This window comes from Flavobacterium sp. ov086 (assembly GCF_900187965.1).
GTDB lineage: Bacteria > Bacteroidota > Bacteroidia > Flavobacteriales > Flavobacteriaceae > Flavobacterium.
In genome coordinates, this window is the sequence record NZ_FZNL01000003.1 from 368,997 (window position 1) to 392,022 (window position 23,026).

Below are 23,026 nucleotides of genomic sequence, written 5' to 3' on the forward strand. Positions count from 1 at the left end.
TAACTCTTGAAAGGATGCAAAGATCACAAAGCAGTATGCTAAAATTTAGCAGACTAAAAATTCGCGTTAATTCGTGCAATTCGTGGCAAAAAAATTCTATTTCAAATCTAAGACTACTTTCACTGTAAAATCTGAATCGGTTTTATTGATACTTAATTGATGTTTTTCAGGATATTGAATCGCCAGTCTTTTCTTGACGTTTTCAAGTCCTAATCCCTGACTTTTTGATGGAATTTTATATTGTTCGGTATAAGAGTTTTCTATTTCGAAAATCAATTGTTTATTGACTTGCTTGCAGGACAAATGCACATATCCTTTTTGGTTTGGAAGTCTTGATACATGTTTAAAGGCATTTTCGATTAAAGGAACCAAAAGCAACGGTACAATCTGAAGCCGACCGTCCTCGATATTCCATTTGCTTTTTACTTCTAATTCATTTCCCCAACGGGTTTCTTCAACCGCGATTAAATCTTTCAAGTATTTAATTTCGAGATGCAACGGAACATATTCTTTATTACATTCATACAATTGATACCTTAAAATATCCGAGAACTGAACTAATAACACCGATGCTAATTCAACATTGCTTTGCATTAAAATATGAATATGATTGAGCACATTAAACATCAAATGCGGATTAATCTGATCTTGCAGAATTTTTATTTGGGCTTCTAAATGCACTTGCTGCAATCGAGCATGATTTTGTTCAATGACATTATGTTCCTGATAAAAACGAAGTCCGCAAGCGGTGCCACAAATCAAAAGTGCAGCGGGAATACTTCCACAAAACCGAGCCCATAAAAACTCTATCGTAGCCATATTAGCTTCGTCCGGATACAATCGGTTACGTGTGCGCGAATCGGAGAAAACGGCATAAATCACAGCCAGACAAAGTGACAAAAGCAGCACTACTGCAAAAGCCTGTACCGCAAATAATGTCATTTTGTTTTTGCGTAATGCCTTAGGAAGCATCACATCACTAAGAAAATGCGCCAAAACAATGGAGCTTAATAATATTAAAGCTGACTGGCGTACAGCCGAAATTATTCCATAATCGGCTATCAGTTGTGCCCAAATCGTAATACCAAGTATGAACCAGAAAAAGATTAAAAATATCCAATGCCGGTTTTTATTTTTTATAATCATCTAAAAAAAGAATAAGTGATTTGTGAGAAATTTTGTATTCAAAAATAACCTTATATTTCTAAAAGAACAGCAAAGAACCAAAAAGATTCTTTGCTGTTTATAAAGGTTAGACGAAAAATAAAGGCTAGAAAATAAAATATCCAACTCCAATATTAAAGGAATTTGGTTTAGAACTAAACTCTTTACTGACATTGTTTAATCCGCCTTGGTAAGTGAAATCCAGGGTAAATTTCCACATCTCAACTCCTGCTCCAACCTGATAACTTATATTGGATTTATCAAATTTCTTATAGGAGTTTTTAAGCTGATTTAATGACGAAATATTTTCATCCAGAACATACGAATAAACTCCTCCTCCAAAAACTCTCACATTTAAAGTCGAAAGATCAATTACTTTATAACCAATAAGCAAAGGCATTTCGAGACTTCTCCATTTTGCATTTTTAGAAGTTGATAATGAAGTCTTTTCAATTTTTGAAGATTTCTCACTATATAAGATTTCATTCTGAATATAGAATCTTTTGAAATCAAATCGCGCCATCGCTCCGGCAAAATATCCTGCTGCATATTTGGAACTAAAGCCATCTGTAACCGGTAATTCAGAATAATTGGAACCTCCTTTAATACCTACATGAATTGGAAGTGGGGATTGCGCATTAACTTTTGAAGAAATTAAACTTACTAAGAAAATAGTAGTCAGTAATACTAATTTGTACATGTTCATGATAATAGTTTTTATTAATTTGATACAAAGAAGCACAAACCTAAAACGCTATTAAAATTAGTTTGATGAACTGCATTAGGCTTTTGACCAACGGGAATTTTTAGTTTTTTTAGCCACGAATTAATACAAATAAAATTTGCGAAAATTCGTGAAATTCGTTGCAAAAAATCTTTTTTATCTCTGAATCCCGATAGCTATCGGGAGTGACTGAAAAATTAACCGCAAAGTTCACAAAGGATTCGCAAAGTTCTTAACTTTTGAAAAGAATGCGAAGTTCACAAAGCGATGCGAAAAAATTAAAAATTTGCAAAAATTCGTGGCGAAAAAATTATCTAATTAACTCATTTTCTAATTGGCACATTTTCCACATACTTACTATCCGTCAAAGTTCTCATAAACGCAATGAGCTGCTTTTTTTCTTTATCGGATAAGTTTAATTTGTCTTCTGGCAATGTTTGATTATCAAGACTGAATCCTAAACCCAAACCTCCTCCTTCATTATAGAAATCTATTACTTCTTCTAAAGTTTTATAAACACCATTATGCATATAAGGAGCTGTAAGTTCTATGTTTCTAATGGTTGGAGTTTTGAACGAATATTTATGAATTGCCGCTCCCGTAATTACAAACTTTCCTAAATCGCCATCGAGTTTTTTGTTTTTATTCGGAACACCTAAAATCTCACTTTCAGATCTGTCAAAATTTGGCGGAACTGTTCCATTTGTTAGCGGAATGAAATGACAAGTGGCACATTTGGCTTTTCCTGCAAATAGATTAAATCCTGCTTTTTCATCTGCTGTAAACGTTGTTTTGTTTTGCATATAGCCGTCAAATTTTGAATCGTAATGACTTAACGAACGAATATAAGAAGCTAAAGCATTTTTGATTGCAAATTCATTTATTTCTCCTTTCGGGAAAGCTTTCTTGAATTCCTTAACATAATCAGCCTTTTTTTGAATTGCCAAAGCTGATTTCTCTAAAGAACCATGCATTTCGTTTTCATTTTTAATAACCGCTACCGCTTGATCTTCGAGATAACTCACACGCGAATCATCAAAAAACACACGCTGAAAAGCGATATTATTTAATGTTGGCGTATTGCGATGAATCATTGATTTTCCGTCTAATGAAACTGCTCTTTCTAATCCGTCTGTAAAAGCTTTATCGGCATGATGACAAGAAGCGCAAGAACGAGTATTGTTTCCGGATAAGATAGGATCATTGAATAACTTTTTGCCCAAAGCAATTTTTTCAGGCGTTGTTTCATAATCGGGGAAACCCGAAAAAGCTTCAGCATCAAAAGCATCTTTGTCAAATAAAGTTTGCGATGTTACTTTGAGACCTCTTTGCTCTTTCATAAGTGAAATTCCTAATTCTGATTGGGTTTTAAAAAGTCCTTTACTTAAAGGATTCGCTATTTCTCTGATAAAATAAGCGCGATCAAAAGCATTAAAATTTGTGTTTGTATGCAAATACTTCTTTCCTTTTTCTAAAACCGCAAGTACTTGTTTAGCATTCGAAACCGAATTCTTCTCGGTGTAAACCTGATAATATTTTTCGATTGTTTCTAGAGAGACCAATGCTTCAGGAAGTGAATTTAGCACCACAGGCGAATCAAAACCGGTAATTCCTAAAGTAATAATTCTATAAACTTCTAATCGCATGGCGTCAAAAACATGCGCATCAGTCAATTCATTCGAACTTGACACTTTTTCTAATCGGGTTAAATTTGCCGACAAAACGCCTAATTCCTGAATTAGTTCTTTTTTACTCGTTTTGTTATATTTCGGAAAAACCAATTCCTCAACAACCTGAAAACCTTCAGGCGCAACCGTAACTTTATCATTTTCTTCGAACTCAGGTATTGCAGGTCCGTTGATTGATTTAGAAACTGTAGGCGAATAATACTCACTTATCATTTCGACCTTTTTGTAACTCTGATGTGCTTCGAGAAATTGTCTCTGGATTTGTGCTTCAGTAGAATCTTCTTGCACCGAATATTTAAGTTTAGCTACTTTTTCGATCAATAAAGTAATATCGTCCTGAAACAATTTATTGATCTCCTGATGTTTGTTTTTTTTCTGACAAGCAACAAACGTTACCAAGAACAACAAACAATATATTTTTTTCATGATTTAATACCAATTATAAAGAGGAATATTTAGAAAAACAGAAACCACCACCTCAAACTGAAGTAGTGGATTGCTGTTTTGTACTATTTTAAAAATTTATCTTGCTAAACCTTTAATTACTACGATTTGACTTGCTTGTTGCTCATTCGGACGGTTTGTTCCTCCGTCAGGACTTTTATATTTTGCACCAGTCCAAGTATGTGGCTGAACGCTTAGCATAAAAGTATCAGGAATACCAACTTGCTCAGAAACATCGATTAAAGCACCATATTCCCAATCTCCAAATTTAGATATTCCACCTACGTTATATTTTGCAGCATCTGTTGCAGTACGACGGTGATCTAATTCTACAACAACTTTTAATTCTTTTGTAGCAATATTGTATTGATAAATGTAAGCATCATGAGTTTCATCTCCGTATCCGTTAGCATCTTCCTCAACGTAAACGTAGTTTTTAGTCACACAAATATTATCCGGATTTTGAAATTTACCAGCAATTCCAGAACGGTTATCTCCGTCAAGAATCACCTCAAGAGTTCCTTTTAATGGGTCAGCAGCATCAAGATTTAATCTGTAAACTCTACCATATTTAGTTCTTGAACCATCAGCATTTGTTCCGGTTGTATTTTGTCCAGTTGCATTAAAATATACTTCGCGATCTGCAGTATTACCACCTTTACGGTAATCTAAATCTTCTACACGACCAAATTTAATCGCTTTCAAAGTATTTACAGACGCATTAATTTGTGCTCCTGTTAAAGTAGTATGATTGTCAATTTTTACAAAAGATACAGGATAAGTTTTACTAACTTCCATATCTTTTTCTCTTTGATTGTCATCATTTCTTTTTAGCATGTACAAAGAACCGTTAGTTAAATCACCAACTGTATTAGATACATACATAAAAACCTGACCTCCATAAGTTCCAGAATCGTCATCACCAATTACGACAACGGTTTTACCTTTATAAGCAGAAGAGCGTAATGGCAAAGCATTCTCAGCACTTAAACGGCCAAATCCTGATAATTCTTTAGACACAGATGCAGAACCTGCGCTTCCGTAAGGATCCAAAGCATGTGTACGAGATTCTTCTCCAGATTCTCCACAAGTCAAATAAACAGGTCCAAAACCATGTTCAGCCGGTGTTGCCATAGTAGCACCACAAAGTCTCCATGTTCCTCCGCTTGAATTTAACAAATACTCCCCTTTAGTAGGCTTGAATGTTTTGTCTAATGTAATTCTTGCAACCGAAAAATTATCTTCATTATTTACTAAAAAAGTAAAAGTTCCGTTAGTATTTTTTAATAAACCAGAACCGTCAGCAGAACCTCCAAAAACAAATTTAGGAGTCTCTATAAGAACATCATCTGAGCCAAAAAGAGAATAAATTTTTAAATTTTCAAAACCTGGTTTTGCCTTCAATAAACTTGGCGTTACAGACTGGTCTTTTAATACAACACTTGTTGTTTTTGTTTCATCCTGATCTTTAGAGTCATTATTACATGATGTAATCAATGATCCAAGAATAAATAGGGGTAAAATAATTCTTTTCATCTCACTTTAATGTTTAATTTTATTTTTTTACAAAGTAACCCCTTACTCTTTAACTTAAAATCACTTCGATATTAACAAAAAAACAAGAGTCTGACCAAAAAGCTACTTAAAACCCAAAAAAAATTAACATTAAATTAGTAATACAAAACATTCATAAAGTACCAGTAACATACCCATAAAAAAAGAGCCCTACTTTTAAGGCTCTCTCTTCAACTGTTGTTTATACATTTCGATATTGGCTTTAATCTTTTCGTCCAGTTCCGGAACCTTTATATCAGTATGTTTTTGCATTTCTTCCCAAATAATTTTAGCTACAATATAGCGAGCCATTTCTTTATCATCAGCAGGCACGACATACCAAGGCGCATAATCTGTTGAGGTTTTGTTTATTGCCTCTTCATAATACTGCTGATATTCGTTCCAGTGTTCACGTTCTTTCAAATCACCGGGCGAAAACTTCCAATTGTGTTTTCCTTCCTCCAAACGGCGTAACAAACGTTCCCTTTGCTCCTCTTTACTCAAATGAAGATAGAATTTAAGTACAATAGTTCCGTTTTGCGAAATATGTTTTTCAAAATTATTGATTTGCTTAATTCTGTTTTCCCAGAAAGTCGGTGTAATATCATCAACTGAATTAACTCCCGGTAAATTCTCTCCCAAAATATATTCCGGATGCACACGCGTTACCAAAACATTCTCGTAATGCGTACGGTTAAAAATCGCAAACTTCCCTTTTTCCGGCAAAGCAAGATAATGTCTCCATAAATAATCATGTTCCAATTCTGTCGAATTTGGCGTTTTAAAACTGTGCACCACAACCCCACGCGGATTAAATTCCTTGAAAACTTCCCTAATTAAACTATCCTTTCCCGAAGTATCCATTCCTTGCAGGCAAATCAAAACACCATATTTATTATGTGCATACATTACATCCTGCAAATCACTCAGTTTCGCCTGTACTTTATCCAGTTTGGCTTCTTTTTCGTCGCTGTCAGCATCAATATCAAGCAAAGTAGGAATCTTTGATAATTTTATTTTATCTGTAACTTTAAAATTTTTCGGATCTATCGATTTCATATATGTTGATTTTATTTTTTATTGGTCATATATGTTATCGCCTTTTACACATTGATGTTTTAGTACAACTCTTAACATGGCGATTTCATATACCTTAGTTTTGTAATATAAATATACTAATTTTACGAAGCATATTCCTGCTATCCATTACAATACTTTTTCAATAAATTGTATTTTTCTAAAACATACCAAGAGCTTCCGCTGGTCGCTTTGTTCTGTCAAGAAAAAACCACAATTTCTTCTCAAAGTATTTTCATTGCTATCAGGGCTAGGCATTGGTTTTCAAAACAGCAATTTCAAAATTCATAATGACAAAAAGAATTCTATTTTTATTTTTCTTCTTCTTAACACTTCTTGGAAAAGCACAAAACAATCCCGAAGTTAAAGTTAATGTAGAAGATTTAGTTTCTAATTATATAAAACAGCTTAACTCTAGAAAAATAGATACAATGTGTGTTTACGAGAATTATTGTGTAGGAAGCATAAAAATATATGAAGCTAGCTTACTTGATAGTAAAGATTTTTGCATGGAAGATTTTCCAAATGATCCAGTTTATATTTTTTGGATTGATAATGGAAGAAAAAAAATGACAAAAATAAGTATATGTTCTGAATACGCTGAAAGTTTAGATGATGACAACATTTTTTGGCATATGTATTTCCCAAACAAAGACATCATTAAAAAAGAAGAAATTAAGCGTTTTCAGTATAAAACTTCTAAAAAAGAAATCTACACAATGATGCGAGATCACTCATGTCATCAAAATTTAAAATTTATAATAGGCAACCAAATTATTGAAAAACGTTTCGATTTTTTCAATTTGATAAAAGAAGAAGATGCAAAAGTAAATATTAATTACAATCACAATACCAATTTAAAAAGTAAACGATTGATAGACCTTCTTGAAAAAGTAACTTCAGAAGCAGAAAAAAATAATACATTTAAAAAGATAAAGTCAAGATAATTTAAGATCTACAATACAAAATTCATGGAAAAATTCACATTAGAAATATTATTTCAAATCATCGGAATCGGATCAGCATCAGGATTATTTTTTAATAACAATTCCCTTTATATCATTGGCGATAACAGCGGATTTTTATATGAATATAATATGACGAATCAGCAATTAAACCAACATCCTTTAATTGACAATCCAACGCAAAATATTCCCAAAAACTTAAAACCCGATTTCGAATCGCTGACACATCACAACGATACATTATATGTTTTTGGTTCCGGCTCAACCGAAAACCGAAATAAAATGATTGAATTCGATTTAAAGAATAAAACCATTTTACAAAAAAACAATCTGGTAGATTTATATGCCGTAATGCAAAGTTTTGGTGCTATAAAACCTGAAGATTTCAATCTTGAAGGAGCGATTTTCGATGGAGAAAACTGGTATTTATTCAATCGTGGAAATGGAGTTTCAAACAAAAACACCATTTTTACTATTCACGCCAAAAATCTGGGAGAAGAATTTGCGCTTGTAGCTACCAATTATAAACTTCCAAAAATAAAAGGAGTTCGTTCCAGTTTTACCGATGCCATTTTGGTCGAAGACAAAATCTATTTCCTTTCCACTGCCGAAGACACCAAATCAACCTACGACGATGGCGAAATCCTTGGAAGCTTCATTGGAAGAATTGATCTTAAAACCATGAAAATTGATTTCACACAAAAAATAACTTCAACCAATAAATTCGAAGGTTTGACATTCTACAAAAAAGAAAATGACAAAATAGAGTTTTTGCTTTGCGAGGATAATGATACTGAATTGCTGGAAACGAAGATTTTTAAATTGAGTTTGCCGGTTAAGTAAAACTTGCTCGTATTTTGTCATTCCGAGGAACGAGGAATCTCCACAAGAAACTCTACAATGAAAATCGCCAATCTTTATAGAGCTACTTGTGGAGATTCCTCGTTCCTCGGAATGACAGGATTTTTACAAAATATAGTCGAAAACTTCATAAAAAATAAATTTCTTATCTGCTTTTAAATATGAAACAAATCTACCAAAGAACTATCATTATACTACTATTTATAACTTTTCAAAGTTACTCTCAAACACAAGAAGCAATAATTTTCTTTAAAGACGGTGATTCTATTGAAGGTCTTGCTGCTCTAAAATTCAATAAAATAAAATTTAAAATATCTCCTGATGATAAAACTGACACATGGGATTATGAATACGTAAAAAAAATTACGTTCATTGGTTTTGAAATGAGAAGAACTTTTGAATATGTTACTTTAAACTCGCTAGACAAACCTAAACTGGTCGAGACGATTACTAAAGGCGAAGTTTCTTTGTATAAAAAACTAGGTTCAGATTACAGTCTTTTTGATCTTATATCAAATCCATATGATGAACTGCCTTCTAATAATCCAAATATTAATTCACAACTTAACTCACAATTTAACTCGCAATTTCCAGGTCAATATCCTCAAGCAAGAGAGGTTCCCGAATTTTACTATCTTAAAAAAGAAAAAGATAAATATCCAACGTGTTTAAATTGCGGGGTTATTAGTACATGGAGAAAAAACACTTCTAAGTTTTTCGCAGATTGCGATTTTATTGTCAAAAATCTAAAAGGGGATAAATGGGTTTTTGAAGATCTTAGAGAAATCGTTGAATTTTATAATGATATTTGTTTAGGAGAATAAAACATTCTATTTATAAATACAACAATATAAAGACTCAATGTATTACATCTCTACAAAATGTGTTTTTACCCAGAAAATCGTACCTTTAAAAACATCTATTAAAAAAAATAAACGCCTTTTTTAAACTTTTTTTCATTGCCTTCCCAACCTTTTTATCTTTTTATCTCTCTTTAGTATAAAGACAACAATTGTGATAAACGAAACTCTAATTTCTAACTGCAAAAAAATGAACCGCGATGCTCAGCGTCAGGTTTATGAGCATATGGCTCCAAAATTGTATCGCGTTTGCAAACGATACCTAAAAAAGGAAGAAGAAATTGAAGAAGCTATGGCTGACGCTTTCTATACCATATTTACAAAACTGGAACAACTCAAAGAAATTCTGGCTTTTGAAGCTTGGGCGCGAAAAATAACCGTCAATCATTGTTTGGCAACCATCAAGAAAAACACCAATTTTAATATGTATCTTGATGATGTCAAATTGCTTTCACAACCTTTTACCGAAGAAGTTAACGCTTTAGAAGAAGAAGATTTACTGAATTTACTAAACCATATTCCAGACGGCTGTAAAACTGTTTTTAACCTTTTTGTTATAGAAGGTTTTGGACATAAAGAAATAGCCGCAATGCTAAACATTTCTGAAGGCACATCGAAATCACAATTGAATGCCGCAAAAACCAAGCTAAAGGAATTAGTAAATAAATTGTATTACCAAAAAGCAAAGTAGTCATGGACAATCAAGATAAAATATTCGATAAATTTAAAGAAGCCGCGCACAACTCGGAGTCAAAAGATTTTCCTGGAATGGAAAAAGTCTGGTCGCGCGTCGAAGACAAACTCGACAAAAAAGAAGACAAAAAAGCAATTACATTATGGAAGAAAATTGCAATTGCTGCTTCTCTACTATTATTAATCTCTTTAGGAGCTCAGTTCTTAAAATCTGATAAAATTTCTACAACCCCAACATCTAAAGTTGTAGTAAATGAAAAAGAAAAAAATGCAAATCCGAATTCTAATTTAGAAAAGAACAAAGCTTTAGTTTCTTCAGATTCAGAAATAGTTTCCAAAACAGAAGCAACAAAAATTATAGATCAACAAATTAAAGAGCAGCCGCAAGTAGTATTACAAGAAGTTCAAATCGCCACAAATGATGCTATGGCGGCTGAAGCAAGCCCTGCGCCAGTTGCCGGTCAAATTGCTGCACCAATAGCTGAACAATCCGGATTTTCTAATATGGAGGAAGAAACCACCGTTGAAAAAGATAAAGATGTACAAAATTTTGGTTACGGAAGAACTGTACAAAGAGAATCTGCCAAAGTTACTTATGCTGATAAACAAACTTCATTGGCTAAAAAAAGTGCTCCTTTGATTGTTATAAACGGAAATCCTCTATCTCACAGCGACGATCAGAAAAGAGATAAAATGATGCAAAAGGAAATTCCTAATTTACAACCCGAAAATGTAGATTCTCTGGTTGTATTAGAGCAGCCTTTATATATAATAGACGGCATTTATTACTCAGAAAATGACTTATTTGGTCCAAACCCTACAAGTCCTTATGCACCTTTGAATAAACAGGAAATTAAAACCATAACTGTACTTCAAGATCTGGAAGCCACATCAAAATATGGCGAAAAAGGCAAAAAAGGAGTCGTAATTATTACTACTAAAACAGGAAAACCAGCCGGTAAAAACTAGATTAAAATCTAAAACTTAATTTCAGGAATCTATGTCAAAGTTTTAAATTTTGACATAGATAATCTCTAACATTTACTTAAAAATTACTATCATGAAAAACGTAAAACTTATTTCATTAGCCCTTTCTATGCTTATATGTTTCGTAGTATCAGCACAGGAAAGAACAATTACAGGAACTATTTCAGATAAAAGTGGTCAGGCACTTCCGGGTGTAAACGTTCAGATTCAGAAAACCAAAAAATCAGCAACTACAGATTTTGATGGGAAATATAACATTCAGGCTCAAAAAGGCGATGTTATATTGATCACCTTTATTGGATATCAAAATCAAACAAAAACTATTGGTGACGAAAACATTATCAATGTTGTATTACAAGAAGACAATCAATCACTCCAAGAAGTAGTTGTTACAACCGCAATGGCATCAAAAAAAAGAAAAGCAACTAAATCCTCCACACAAATGGTACAAGGCAAAGTTGCCGGAGTCGCTATTTCGTCTGGATATGTTCAGTATGCTCCAAGTCAAAGTATAGTAGTGAGAGACGTTGTATCTCTTTCTCCTAAAAATGAACCTTTATATATTCTCGATGGCGTTCCTGTAAAATCTGACCAATTTGCTAAAATCAATCCAAATGATATTCAGGATGTAAAAGTTCTAAAAGATAAAGATGCTACATCAACTTACGGAAGTAAAGCTTCAAATGGAGTTGTTGTTATCGATACTAAAAACGGAATTTACAAAAATCTTACAGAGAAAGAGCTTGATGCTAAATTGAACATTGTACATCCTGCTCCAACACCAAATCAGGAAGATTATGATGCTTTTGTAGAAAATGCATTCGAAAGCCCTAAAACAGCACCACTTTCTACTTTTTCAATCGATGTTGACAATGCTTCTTACACTAATATCAGACGTTTTATCAATAATGGACAAGCGGTTCCTAAAGATGCTGTTCGTGTCGAAGAAATGGTAAACTTCTTTAAATACAATTATCCACAGCCAAAAGATCAGCATCCTTTTTCGATCAATACAGAATTAAGTGATTCTCCCTGGAATACCAAAAATCAAATTCTTAGAATTGGTTTGCAGGGAAAAAATATCGCAACAGAGAATTTACCGGCATCCAATATGGTTTTCTTGATTGATGTTTCCGGTTCTATGGAAGACGATAATAAATTGCCATTATTGATACAATCCATGAAAATTTTGGTAAACGAATTAAGAGCAAAAGATAACGTTGCAATTGTAGTTTATGCGGGCGCAGCTGGTTTGGTTTTACCTCCAACTTCGGGTGATGAAAAAGAAACTATAAATGACGCTTTAGAAAGTTTACAAGCCGGAGGAAGTACTGCCGGTGGCGCCGGAATTGAATTAGCATACAAAATCGCTGCTGAAAATTTTATTAAAGATGGAAACAACAGAGTAATTCTGGCAACTGATGGTGATTTTAATGTTGGGAGTTCATCTAATTCAGATATGGAAAAATTGATTGAGCAAAAAAGAAAAACCGGCGTTTTCTTAACTTGTTTAGGATATGGAATGGGAAATTATAAAGACAGTAAAATGGAAACTTTAGCCGATAAAGGAAACGGAAACTATGCTTACATTGATAATATTCAGGAAGCGAATCGTTTTTTAGGAAAAGAATTCAAAGGTTCGATGTTTGCAATTGCCAAAGATGTAAAAATCCAAATCGAGTTTAATCCAAAACAAGTTCAGGCGTATCGATTGATTGGCTATGAAAACCGAAAACTACGTCCGGAAGATTTTAAAAATGATGCAATTGATGCGGGAGAATTAGGAAGTAATCACACTGTGACAGCATTATACGAGATTATTCCGGCGGGTGTTGAAAGCGATTATCTGAACCAACAGCCAGATGCTTTAAAATATACCAAAGTACAGGAAACTGCAAATAATTATAATGATGAACTCGCCACAATAAAATTCCGTTACAAAAAACCTGATGGCGACAAAAGTATCGAAATGGTAAATGTAATCCCGAACAAAACTGTTGCTTTAAACAAAGCTTCAGACGATTTTAAATTCAGTACAGCTGTTGCGTGGTTTGGATTGAAATTGAGAGATTCAAAACTAATTTCTAATAAATCAACTACTGATATTTTAAAATTAGCAAAACAAGGATTATCACGAGATTCTGAAGGTTATAAGGCTGAATTTATTCGTCTTGTTGAAAGTGCTAAAAACGTGCTTTAATCGATTACTTAACACATTTAGATACTACTTAATTTTTATACAATGAAAAATTTACTTTTTGCGCTATTGATATTCATAACAACAAATACTTTTTCTCAAAACAAAAGTACAACTGAAAAACCCTTTATTGAAGTTTCTGGTCAAGCCGATACATTAGTTTTACCGAATAAAATCTGGATCAACGTAATTTTAATGGAAAAAGATTCTAAAGGAAAAAAATCTGTCGAAGAATTAGAAAAAGATATGATCCAGAAATTACAATCAATTGGCATTAATACTGAAAAGGATCTAAGTCTAAACTATATGTCTAGTAATTTCAGGAATTATCTTTTGAAACAAACTGATATTTTCAAATCAAAATCATATTCTATTCTGGTTTCTGATGCAAATACTACTGCAAAAGTTTTTATAAGGTTAGAAGAAATCGGAATTTCTAATGTTCAAATTAGTAAACTAGAAAATACGGAAGAAAAAAAGATTAAACTTTTAATAAATGCAAAAGCAATATTAAATGCAAAACAAATTGCCGAAAGTTTTGCAAAACCTTTAAATCAAAAAATTGGAAATGCCATACAAATAAGTAACTTTGAAATTATGTCAAATCAATTGGCAGGAATGGTTAGTGGTATAGCAATAAGAGGAATTTCTTCAAAAGAATCTGTAGCAGAAAATTACGAACCTACTATGGAATTTGAAAAAATAAAAATTTCAAGTTCTGTTCAGTCCAAATTTTTATTAGAATAATTTAAAAGCCCTATATAAATCAATTTTCAAACAAATTTTCATGAATCCTATTTTAAATCAGAATCTATTTCTTGTCAAAGAACACATTGGAATGTTTAAAGCCGCAAACAATTATGATATTTATAATCCTGAAAGCAATCAGATTATAATGAATTGCAGAGAAAATAATCTGGGATTTTTCACCAAGATTCTCCGTTTTACAGATTATAAAAGAGCCACACCTTTTGATATCGAAATCACAACTGCTTCTGGCGAGAAAATAATTTCTGTAAAAAGAGGAGTTGCAATCTTCCGCTCGACGGTTGAAATTTTTGACGAAAAAGATCGTCTTGTTGGAACATTCAAACAAAAATTCTTTTCGATTGGCGGTAAATTTGAAATTCTGGATAAGAACGAAAAACCTGTTGCTACATTACAAGGAAAATGGACAGGTTGGGATTTTAAATTCAGCCATGAAAATAAACAACTTGCTCAGGTTAGTAAAAAATGGGCCGGAATGGGCAAAGAGTTTTTTACAAGTGCAGACAATTATGTTCTTCAAATTGAAGAAAATGTAGCACAGGATAGTCCGCTTAGACAATTAATTCTTGCTGCTGTAATGTGTATCGATATGGTTCTGAAAGAATAATAAGTTTGTTAAACTTAGATTAAGAAAATAGCTGAAAGCATCATTTTAGGAAGCAAAAACTGTATTTTTGTGTTACTAAAATGATGCTTTTGCATTTCTAAAAAATAAATCATGACAGACTTAAAAAATAAAAATGCCCTAATTACAGGTGCTGGAAAAGGAATTGGAAAAGCCATTGCCATTGCACTGGCTAAAGAAGGTGTAAACGTAATTTTAGTTTCAAGAACTCAGGCAGACGTTGATCAGCTTGCGGATCAAACCAGCAATTTAGGAGTAAAATCTTTGGCTTTGGCTGCCGATGTTTCTGATATTAATTCGATAAATAGTGCTGTAGAAAAAGCTTTCGCCGAATTTAAAACTATCGATATTTTAATTAATAATGCCGGTATTGCCGCTTTTGGAAATTTCCTTGCACTAGAACCTTCTGCTTGGGAAAAAATTATTCAGGTAAATTTAATGGGAACATATTATACAACCCGTGCTGTTTTACCTAATATGATCGAAAGACAAACAGGTGATATCATCAATATTTCTTCGACTGCAGGATTAAACGGAAACGCATTAACAAGTGCTTACAGTGCTTCTAAATTTGCGGTTCTAGGATTAACAGATTCTTTAATGCAGGAAGTTCGTAAATATAATATTCGCGTTACAGCGCTTACACCAAGTACGGTTGCGACTGATATGGCAAAAGATCTAAACCTGACAGATGGTAATCCGGATAAAGTAATGCAATCTGAAGATATTGCTGAATTAATCATTGCGCAACTGAAATTAAGCCGTAGGGTCTTTATTAAAAACAGTAGTATCTGGTCTACGAATCCTTAAAAACAAAAAATAAACTCCAATCTTTTAAAATCCCAAATTCCAAGTGTTTTTTGAATTGGTATTTGGACACGAGCGTCAGCGAACTGGCGAAGCAATTTAATTTTTGGAATTTCAAAAAACACATGATGGAACAATATTTAAGACAATTAATTTCAATAGAATTTACAGATAAAAAAGAACTTTTTACGGGATTTCTGATTGATTACTCTGATGACTGGATTTTATTACGAAACAATCCTGAAGATTTTATTTTGGATGGTTTTGTGATTCTGAAAAACAAAAACATCGAAGCGGTTCACAGAGATCACGATTTGGAATTTACCGAAAAAGTAATTCGCCTAAAAGGTTTAAAGACAAATGCCGAAGACATTATTCCGATTCGGGATTTGAATTCGATTCTCAATTATGTAAATAGCAAATACGGTATTTTTCAAATTTCAAAAAAATCAGCAAAATCAGCTTATCTAGGAAAATTGATTGAATTAAACGATGAAGAACTTACAATTGATTTCCTGGACATAAGAGGTCAATTTGGAGGAGAATTAAGCTTTAATCCGCAGAAAATTAGAGTTATCGAATTTGATACAGATTATATCAACTCTTTGAAATTGGTGATTCCTGAGGATCAGAAATAATTATTTAAAAAACAGAAAAGCCCTTTTTACAGAGGGCTTTTCTATTTTTTGTCTTTACTGTCAATCTTTGTCAAAGTTTAAAACTTTGGCAAGATCTAAATCTATGCTTCTGTCAATTTATTTAAAAACTCTAAACGAACGCTTCCGTCTTCGTCGATTTTTGTCAAATTGATTTCTTGTAATGTATTTACCAATTCCGGATTCCAAGGAGTTTTTACTTTTACGTAATTCTCTGTAAAACCGTGAATGTATCCTTCTTTATTTTCACTTTCGAACAAAACCGTTCTATTAGATCCTAATTGACTTTCGTAAAAAGCACGACGTTTTTTAACTGATAAACCACGTAACATTTTACTACGTTTTGCTCGGACATTTGCAGGAACAATTCCCACCATATCTGCAGCTTCTGTATTATCTCTTTCAGAATAAGTAAAAACGTGCAAATAAGAAATATCCATTTCATTCAGGAAATGATACGTCTCTAAGAAATGTTCGTCAGTTTCTCCAGGGAAACCAACAATAACATCAACACCAATACAAGCGTGTGGCATTACTTTGCGAATCTTGTTTACTCTTTCGGTGTAAACTTCACGTAAGTAACGACGTTTCATTAATTTTAAAATATCATTACTTCCTGATTGTAGCGGAATATGAAAATGAGGAACAAAAGTTCTGCTCTTAGAAACAAACTCTATAGTTTCATTCTTCAATAAATTAGGCTCAATTGATGAAATTCTCAAACGCTCAATTCCTTCCACCTTATCCAAAGCCTGAACTAAATCAAGAAATGTATGTTCGTGTTTTTTATTTCCAAATTCTCCTTTTCCGTAATCACCAATATTTACTCCCGTTAAAACAATCTCTTTAATGTTTTGAGCCGAAATTTCTTTAGCATTTTGCAATACATTTTCTAAAGCATCACTTCTCGAAATTCCTCTTGCTAAGGGAATTGTACAATAGGTACATTTATAATCGCAACCATCCTGAACCTTCAGGAAAGCACGAGTTCTGTCTCCAATAGAATAACTTCCAACGTAAAAATCAGCTTCGGCAATTTCGCAAGAGTGAACTTCACCCATATCGTTTTTGCTTAAATCATTAATGTAGTCGGTAATTTTAAACTTTTCTGTAGCTCCAAGAACCAAATCAACACCATCAACTGCTGCTAATTCCTCAGGTTTCAATTGTGCATAACAACCCACGGCAGCGACAAAAGCTTTATCATTAAGTTTCATTGCTTTTTTTACAACCTGCTTAAATTGCTTATCAGCATTCTCTGTGACAGAACAGGTATTGATTACATAAATATCAGCTACTTCTTCAAAATCAACACGATCAAAACCTTCATCATTGAAGTTTCTGGCAATTGTAGAAGTCTCTGAGAAATTCAATTTGCATCCAAGCGTATAAAAGGCAACTTTTTTTCTATTTTCCATGGGAATAAACTACGTTTTAAGTAGTAAGATATTATATTTACATCTCTTTTGAAGAGTTTGCAAATTTACGTACAATATTCTTTAAAATAAAATCAATAATGCACTATATATCAACATTTTGCACTAAACCAGTATTTCAAGTCATCATAAAAAATCATAAATTATAGTAAACAGCTTATTCATAAATTCAATATTCACGAAAATGTAACATTGTTTCAATAAGAATAAAACGACAAAATAATCGATAAAACGCAAATAATATCGATAAAACGCATTTTTCCGAGTTTTAAATTCAAATTTTCTTACATTTAACTTTGCTAAGTTAGTTTTTCGAAGTAATTTCACTTCTCAAAAACGGTTAACTAAAATTATATTATTTTAAATAATAATTCACGCATAACAATTTTGATTTTCCCTCGTTATGTTGTTGTTTTGTTATTAGAAAAAATGGGCAAGCCGAAAACCAGAAAGAGTAGGCAAAAATTATAAATTAAAACTCCATATGAAAGCATTTTTACCCACAATCTGCTTGATGTTCTTAACCATTTTTAGCTCTCAGGCGCAAACTGCTGCTCCAGCTGCTAATCCATTTCCATCTATTAGCACATTGACAAACTGGGCGAGCTTAAACTCTCAATCTCAATTTGATATTGCAATTCGTGCGGTTGGATTTAAATTTGAAGTAAAAGAACCGGGTGAAGGCTCAACTGCTTACACTTATATTCGTAAAGTAACGGTAAATGAAGTAAATTATACGGATAGAATCGTTTACAGAATTACCAGTAATAATTCGGCAAGTATTATTTCATTGGTAACTGCTTCGACTGATTTAGTAAGTTTGTACACTCCGCAATTGGCAACTTTCAAAAATAACAATTGTAAAACTGAAATGTCTAAAGACAAAAACACAACTTGCAGCTGTTATGAAAGTGCAAATTTTGCAATCGATCTTTGCGACGAGCGTGTAAAATTGACAATGGGTGACGGAAATAAATATTTTGTTTCTGTAGCTAAAAAATAATATCCAATACCTAAATTATATTTAAGTATTAAAACTACGAGCTGTTTTCCAAATCTTTGTAAATCTTAAACGAGATTAAGTTTACAAAGATTTGGAACGCATTTCTTAGTTACTTATAAGTTTGGATTTCTCATTTCATACCAAACTTCTAATTCTTCTTCATATTCAAAAGCATTTACATACTGTAAACCTAGCTTTTCTAAAATTTTTCTTGAGTTTTCGTTTCCTGGATCCGCGTAAGCGTAAACCGCATCTACTTTCATTACATTGAAAGCTTGATCTATAAAGGCTTTTCCTGCTTCAGTCGCATAACCTTTTCCCCAATGTCTTTCGATAAAACGATATCCTATTTCATAAAAATCTTTATGATTATTGATTTCATTTGTAATAAATTTTATTCCGGACCAGCCAATAAACTCACCAGTTTCTTTTAGAATAACAGCCCAACGACCAGTACCAAAATCTGCATATTGTTTATGTAAAAAGTCAATATAAGCCCGACTTTGGTCAATATGCGTGATCGGCTTCTTCCCTACAAAAAGATGCACATTCGGATTAGATTCTAATTCAAATAGTCCTATATCGTCTGTCAGGAGAAATTCTCTTAATAATAAACGTTCTGTTTCTATTGGTCCTTTCATAAAAATTAATTTAAAATATAGCGTTGTACAACCTCAGCAACTCCATCGTCATTGTTTGACGCTACAATTATATCAGCTCGGTCACGCAATTCAGGCGTTACATTATCAACCCAAACTCCAAGTCCGGCATATTCTATCATTGTTAAATCATTTCCTGCGTTTCCTACGGCAATAATTTCACTTTGATGAATGTTTAATTTCTCTGCTAAGATTTTTATACTTGCTGCTTTATCGATTCCATTTTGTGCCGCTTCTAAGAAAAAAGGTTTTGACATTGCAATACTCAAATATGGCATTGCTTGTTTTAAATCGCTCTCTAATTCTTTTAGATAAGAAGGCTCAGCTAATAAAATACATTTCACTGTAGGTTCTGTTACTGCATCTCTAAAGCTTGACACTTTATTGTGTGGTAATCCCGTAATTTCTTTTTCGATTTCGATATACTCAGAATCTGTTTCACTTATGATTTCACCATCTACATACGTGATAATATGCGTTTTCGTTTTTACACTATAATCGTATAAATCACGAATTTGCTCTAGCGTTAATTTCTGTTCAAACAAAACAGTGTCGTCTTTAGCACTACTAATTATAGCACCGTTAAACGAAATTATATAAGAATTGTTCAAGTCCAGTTCTAATTCTTTAGCATAAGCAGTCATTGCCGATGTTGGTCGGCCTGAAGCTAAAACCACATAAACCCCTTTTGCCTGAGCTTCAAGAATCACTTTTTTATTAAGCTCCGAAATTTTATGATCGTCTGTCAACAGGGTATCATCCATGTCGAGCACCAGCATTTTATATTGCATTATATTTTTTTCTAATTAAAAAACAGAGCTTAAATACTCATTCTGAAATCCTCAATAACCGGATTTGCTTTTGCAAAATCTGTTTCCTGAATAAATACTTCAACCGCTAAATCTGATCCTCCATAACCACCTAAACGTGCAGATTGGATATTATCTTTTTTTACTGTCTCTACTCCAGCTTCTTCTAATCTTTCTTGCAATGCAAGTGCTAAAACTTCGCTTCCTGAATACACCTTCATTAATCCCATGACATTCTATTTTTTATAATTATTTAATTCTTATTCTAAAATTATTTTTAACTGCTTTTGGAAATCACTATTTTCATTCATTCCCATATGTCCCTGCGCTTTTAAAGGATAAAAATGCCCGTTTGATTTTAATTCTTTACTCAATCGAACTGAATTTTCATAAGGAATCAATTGATCTTCCATTCCATGGAAAATATAAATTGGCATTTTAATTTTGGGCAAATATTTATACGTTTCTAAATCAAATTTTTTCATGAAATCAGGAAAAAAAGGAACTTTTGTACTCGATAATTCTGCAAAACTATAATACGGAGACTGCAGAATTAAAGCTTTCGGCTTATTCTCTGAAGCCAATATTGCTGCGAGTCCCGAACCAATCGAATAACCCGCAATAATGATTTTATTTTCAGGATATCGCTTTACTAATATTTTATAGACAATAGAAATATCCTTATTTAACTGCTCTTCATTTTCAATTATACCTTCACTTTTTCCGAAGCTTCGATAATCTAAAATAAAAATATCATACCCTAAACTGGTATATGTTTTTGCTATTTTACCCCAGGTTTCTAGTGTTCCCGCATTTCCATGAAGATAAAAAACAAGGCCTTTAGATTTTTCCGATTTAAACAAAAGTCCATTCAGGTTTATTCCATCAAATGACTTTATATTTAATTCTTCAAACTTTTGCTGATACTCAAATTGATAATCTTTCGAAAGAGCTGCACTCTGAAAAACCATTCCAACCTGATTGAAATAAACATAGGAAACAATAACCACATAAATTACAACGAAAAATGCTAAAAGAACAATCGTTAAAAATTTAAAGGTTTTCAATATCTCCATAAATGCTTTTTAAATCAATTATTCTTCCTCTTCGATTTGATCCTCTTCTTCGTCAAGCTCTTCTTCACCTTCTTCGTCCATATCAAACAAATAAGGTTCCAACAACATTTTGTCTGCCAGAATTTCAATACGTTCTGTCAATGTTTCAGCAAAAATAATACGCTGTGTTTTTGTGATACTGTTTGAAATACGCATAATTTTAGTTTCATTACGTAGTTTCAATATAGGATCAGTATCATCCAGAATGAACATTTTTAAACGGTTTACATTATAGCCTGCCGTTGTAAACATGTCGCTTAGTTTATTTGGCGTACCAATCAAAACATCAATTCCTGTAGAAATATAGTTTTTATCATAATCCATATCACCTTTGTCATGCACGCCATAAACTTCCAGTTTAGAATATTTCCCGTATTTCTCAAAAAGCGCTTCCATTTCTAATACCTTAGCTTTATCTTCTACAAAAATCAAAGCACGTGGAGATTCTTCTGTATGACCAGCTAATTGCTGAATCACATTTAATACAATTGTTGTCGATTTTCCGGTTCCTGCCGGAGAAAGAATAATACAATCTGCACCACTTTTTATCGTCGAAAAAGTTTCTTGCTGCAAGATATTTGCTTCTGTTAAACCATTTTCAATTAAAGCGTCTTGTAATTTCTCGTTTATTTTTTTTAGTTTCATCTTCTAATTTTAGAATTTAGATTTTAGAATTCAGATTGAAAATTAAAATCATTATTTACTTGCAAACATTTTCACGTCAGTTTCAGAAATTTCGTTTCCTCCTAAAATGATTAATCTTTCGACAACATTTCGAAGTTCACGGATGTTTCCTGTCCAATCGTATTCTTGCAATAATTTTATGGCTTGCGCCGAAAATACTTTCACAGCATTTCCTTGCTCCGAAGCTATTTTCTCTGTAAAATGAGTAATTAACGCCGGAATATCATCACGTCTTTCATTCAATGGCGGAACTTTAATCAAAATCACAGCCAAACGATGGTATAAATCTTCACGGAAACGACCTTCGGCAATTTCTGTTTTTAAATCTTTATTAGTTGCAGCCACAACACGCACATCAACTTTGATATCTTTCTCGGCTCCCACTCTGGTAATCATACTTTCTTGCAAAGCTCGTAAAACTTTGGCTTGCGCCGAAAGACTCATGTCTCCAATTTCATCCAGGAAAATAGTTCCTTTATCAGCCGCTTCAAACTTTCCTGCACGATCTTTTACTGCTGATGTAAAGGCTCCTTTTACGTGACCAAACAATTCACTTTCGATCAATTCACTCGGAATTGCAGCACAGTTTACTTCAATCATTGGAAAATTAGCGCGTTCGCTTCTTTCATGCAATTGATGCGCCACTAATTCTTTTCCGGTCCCGTTTGGCCCGGTAATCAAAACTCTCGCTTCTGTTTGCGCAACTTTCTCAATCATCACTTTAATATGATTAATAGCTTCGCTCTCACCTACCATTTCGTAGTTTTTACTTACCTTTTTCTTTAGAATTTTATTCTCGACTACAAGTTGTTTTTTATCTAAAGCATTACGAACCGTATTCAATAAACGATTCAAATCTGGTGGTTTTGATATATAATCAAAAGCTCCCAAACGCATCGTATGAATTGCAGTTTCCATATCGCCATGACCAGAGATCATCACCATCGGAATTTCTGGCTTTATTTTTTTTACTTCTTCTAAAACCTCAACACCGTCCATTTTTGGCATTTTGATATCACACAAAACCAAATCGTAATCGTTGTTTTTTATTTTCTCAAGACCCGCAACGCCATCTTCTGCTTCATCTACCTGATACGTATCATTTTCTTCTGATAAAATTTTCACCAAAACTCTTCTGATCGATGCTTCGTCTTCTATAATTAGTATTTTACTCATTCTTTTTTCTTAAGGTTCAAAGTTGCAAAGGCACAAAGATACAAAGTTTAAAATCTTTGCCGCTTTGTACCTTT

The 23,026-nt window shown here is 32.9% G+C and carries 23 protein-coding genes; 11 read left to right on the forward strand and 12 right to left on the reverse strand.

The features are described from left to right. Positions 1-96 precede the first annotated feature (96 nt). From CHB81_RS05255 to CHB81_RS05275, 5 genes are all read right to left on the reverse strand, one after another. Positions 97-1,146, reverse strand: a complete 1,050-nt coding sequence (locus tag CHB81_RS05255; protein ID WP_089350839.1) for a sensor histidine kinase — start codon at positions 1,144-1,146, stop codon at positions 97-99. 124 nt (positions 1,147-1,270) lie between these two features. Next, positions 1,271-1,870, reverse strand: a complete 600-nt coding sequence (locus CHB81_RS05260; RefSeq protein ID WP_254920974.1) for a porin family protein — start codon at positions 1,868-1,870, stop codon at positions 1,271-1,273. Between the two features lie 341 nt (positions 1,871-2,211). Beyond that, the gene (locus tag CHB81_RS05265) at positions 2,212-4,002 is read right to left on the reverse strand and encodes a cytochrome-c peroxidase (RefSeq protein ID WP_089350841.1); all 1,791 of its coding nucleotides are present in this window, start codon (positions 4,000-4,002) and stop codon (positions 2,212-2,214) included. Positions 4,003-4,098: 96 nt separating this feature from the next. Further along, complete coding sequence (locus CHB81_RS05270; protein ID WP_089350842.1) at positions 4,099-5,556, reverse strand: DUF839 domain-containing protein; 1,458 nt, start codon at positions 5,554-5,556, stop codon at positions 4,099-4,101. A gap of 195 nt (positions 5,557-5,751) precedes the next feature. Further along, a complete protein-coding gene (locus CHB81_RS05275) occupies positions 5,752-6,633 on the reverse strand; it encodes a PPK2 family polyphosphate kinase (RefSeq protein WP_089350843.1) in 882 nt (293 codons plus the stop codon). A 308-nt stretch (positions 6,634-6,941) separates the two neighbouring features. Here CHB81_RS05275 and CHB81_RS05280 point away from each other — a divergent pair, with 308 nt between their 5' ends. The 10 genes from CHB81_RS05280 (at position 6,942) to CHB81_RS05325 (ending at position 16,052) form a co-directional block, all read left to right on the forward strand. Continuing rightward, entirely contained in the window at positions 6,942-7,598 is a 657-nt protein-coding gene (locus tag CHB81_RS05280; protein WP_089350844.1) for a hypothetical protein, read from the forward strand. Positions 7,599-7,622: 24 nt separating this feature from the next. Beyond that, a complete protein-coding gene (locus CHB81_RS05285) occupies positions 7,623-8,459 on the forward strand; it encodes a hypothetical protein (RefSeq protein WP_089350845.1) in 837 nt (278 codons plus the stop codon). A 179-nt stretch (positions 8,460-8,638) separates the two neighbouring features. Further along, positions 8,639-9,301 (forward strand): hypothetical protein, encoded by a 663-nt coding sequence (locus CHB81_RS05290; RefSeq protein ID WP_089350846.1) that lies wholly within the window; start codon positions 8,639-8,641, stop codon positions 9,299-9,301. Between the two features lie 226 nt (positions 9,302-9,527). Beyond that, complete coding sequence (locus CHB81_RS05295) at positions 9,528-10,028, forward strand: RNA polymerase sigma factor (protein WP_089350847.1); 501 nt, start codon at positions 9,528-9,530, stop codon at positions 10,026-10,028. Between the two features lie 2 nt (positions 10,029-10,030). Beyond that, entirely contained in the window at positions 10,031-10,999 is a 969-nt protein-coding gene (locus CHB81_RS05300) for a hypothetical protein (protein WP_089350848.1), read from the forward strand. A 91-nt stretch (positions 11,000-11,090) separates the two neighbouring features. Continuing rightward, on the forward strand, positions 11,091-13,217 hold the full coding sequence (locus CHB81_RS05305; protein ID WP_089350849.1) for a VWA domain-containing protein: 2,127 nt from the start codon (positions 11,091-11,093) through the stop codon (positions 13,215-13,217). 42 nt (positions 13,218-13,259) lie between these two features. Next, positions 13,260-13,961 carry an SIMPL domain-containing protein gene (locus CHB81_RS05310; protein WP_089350850.1) on the forward strand — a complete coding sequence of 234 codons (702 nt, stop codon included), beginning with the start codon at positions 13,260-13,262 and terminating at the stop codon, positions 13,959-13,961. 40 nt (positions 13,962-14,001) lie between these two features. Continuing rightward, a complete protein-coding gene (locus CHB81_RS05315; protein ID WP_089350851.1) occupies positions 14,002-14,589 on the forward strand; it encodes an LURP-one-related/scramblase family protein in 588 nt (195 codons plus the stop codon). A gap of 111 nt (positions 14,590-14,700) precedes the next feature. Further along, positions 14,701-15,417, forward strand: coding sequence for a 3-ketoacyl-ACP reductase (locus CHB81_RS05320; RefSeq protein ID WP_089350852.1), 717 nt, complete (start codon positions 14,701-14,703; stop codon positions 15,415-15,417). Positions 15,418-15,542: 125 nt separating this feature from the next. Further along, positions 15,543-16,052: a hypothetical protein gene (locus CHB81_RS05325; RefSeq protein ID WP_089350853.1), complete on the forward strand. Its 510-nt coding sequence runs from the start codon at positions 15,543-15,545 to the stop codon at positions 16,050-16,052. Between the two features lie 101 nt (positions 16,053-16,153). Here the strand turns inward: CHB81_RS05325 and mtaB are convergent, their stop codons facing one another. Further along, positions 16,154-17,488 carry a tRNA (N(6)-L-threonylcarbamoyladenosine(37)-C(2))-methylthiotransferase MtaB gene (gene mtaB, locus CHB81_RS05330; protein ID WP_089350854.1) on the reverse strand — a complete coding sequence of 445 codons (1,335 nt, stop codon included), beginning with the start codon at positions 17,486-17,488 and terminating at the stop codon, positions 16,154-16,156. Positions 17,489-17,990: 502 nt separating this feature from the next. Here mtaB and CHB81_RS05335 point away from each other — a divergent pair. After that, complete coding sequence (locus tag CHB81_RS05335; protein ID WP_089350855.1) at positions 17,991-18,509, forward strand: hypothetical protein; 519 nt, start codon at positions 17,991-17,993, stop codon at positions 18,507-18,509. Positions 18,510-18,622: 113 nt separating this feature from the next. Here CHB81_RS05335 and CHB81_RS05340 read toward each other — a convergent pair whose 3' ends face one another. Genes CHB81_RS05340 through CHB81_RS05365 form a run of 6 tightly spaced genes read right to left on the reverse strand, consistent with a single transcriptional unit; the run spans position 18,623 to position 22,952 of the window. Beyond that, positions 18,623-19,150 (reverse strand): GNAT family N-acetyltransferase, encoded by a 528-nt coding sequence (locus CHB81_RS05340; protein WP_089350856.1) that lies wholly within the window; start codon positions 19,148-19,150, stop codon positions 18,623-18,625. Positions 19,151-19,155: 5 nt separating this feature from the next. Further along, a complete protein-coding gene (locus tag CHB81_RS05345) occupies positions 19,156-19,959 on the reverse strand; it encodes a Cof-type HAD-IIB family hydrolase (protein WP_089350857.1) in 804 nt (267 codons plus the stop codon). A 29-nt stretch (positions 19,960-19,988) separates the two neighbouring features. Then, entirely contained in the window at positions 19,989-20,207 is a 219-nt protein-coding gene (locus CHB81_RS05350; protein ID WP_089350858.1) for a DUF2007 domain-containing protein, read from the reverse strand. 30 nt (positions 20,208-20,237) lie between these two features. Beyond that, positions 20,238-21,053 (reverse strand): alpha/beta hydrolase, encoded by an 816-nt coding sequence (locus CHB81_RS05355; protein WP_089350859.1) that lies wholly within the window; start codon positions 21,051-21,053, stop codon positions 20,238-20,240. Between the two features lie 18 nt (positions 21,054-21,071). Continuing rightward, positions 21,072-21,737: a DEAD/DEAH box helicase gene (locus CHB81_RS05360; RefSeq protein WP_089350860.1), complete on the reverse strand. Its 666-nt coding sequence runs from the start codon at positions 21,735-21,737 to the stop codon at positions 21,072-21,074. Positions 21,738-21,788: 51 nt separating this feature from the next. Further along, positions 21,789-22,952: a sigma-54 dependent transcriptional regulator gene (locus CHB81_RS05365; protein WP_089350861.1), complete on the reverse strand. Its 1,164-nt coding sequence runs from the start codon at positions 22,950-22,952 to the stop codon at positions 21,789-21,791. Positions 22,953-23,026: the final 74 nt, after the last annotated feature.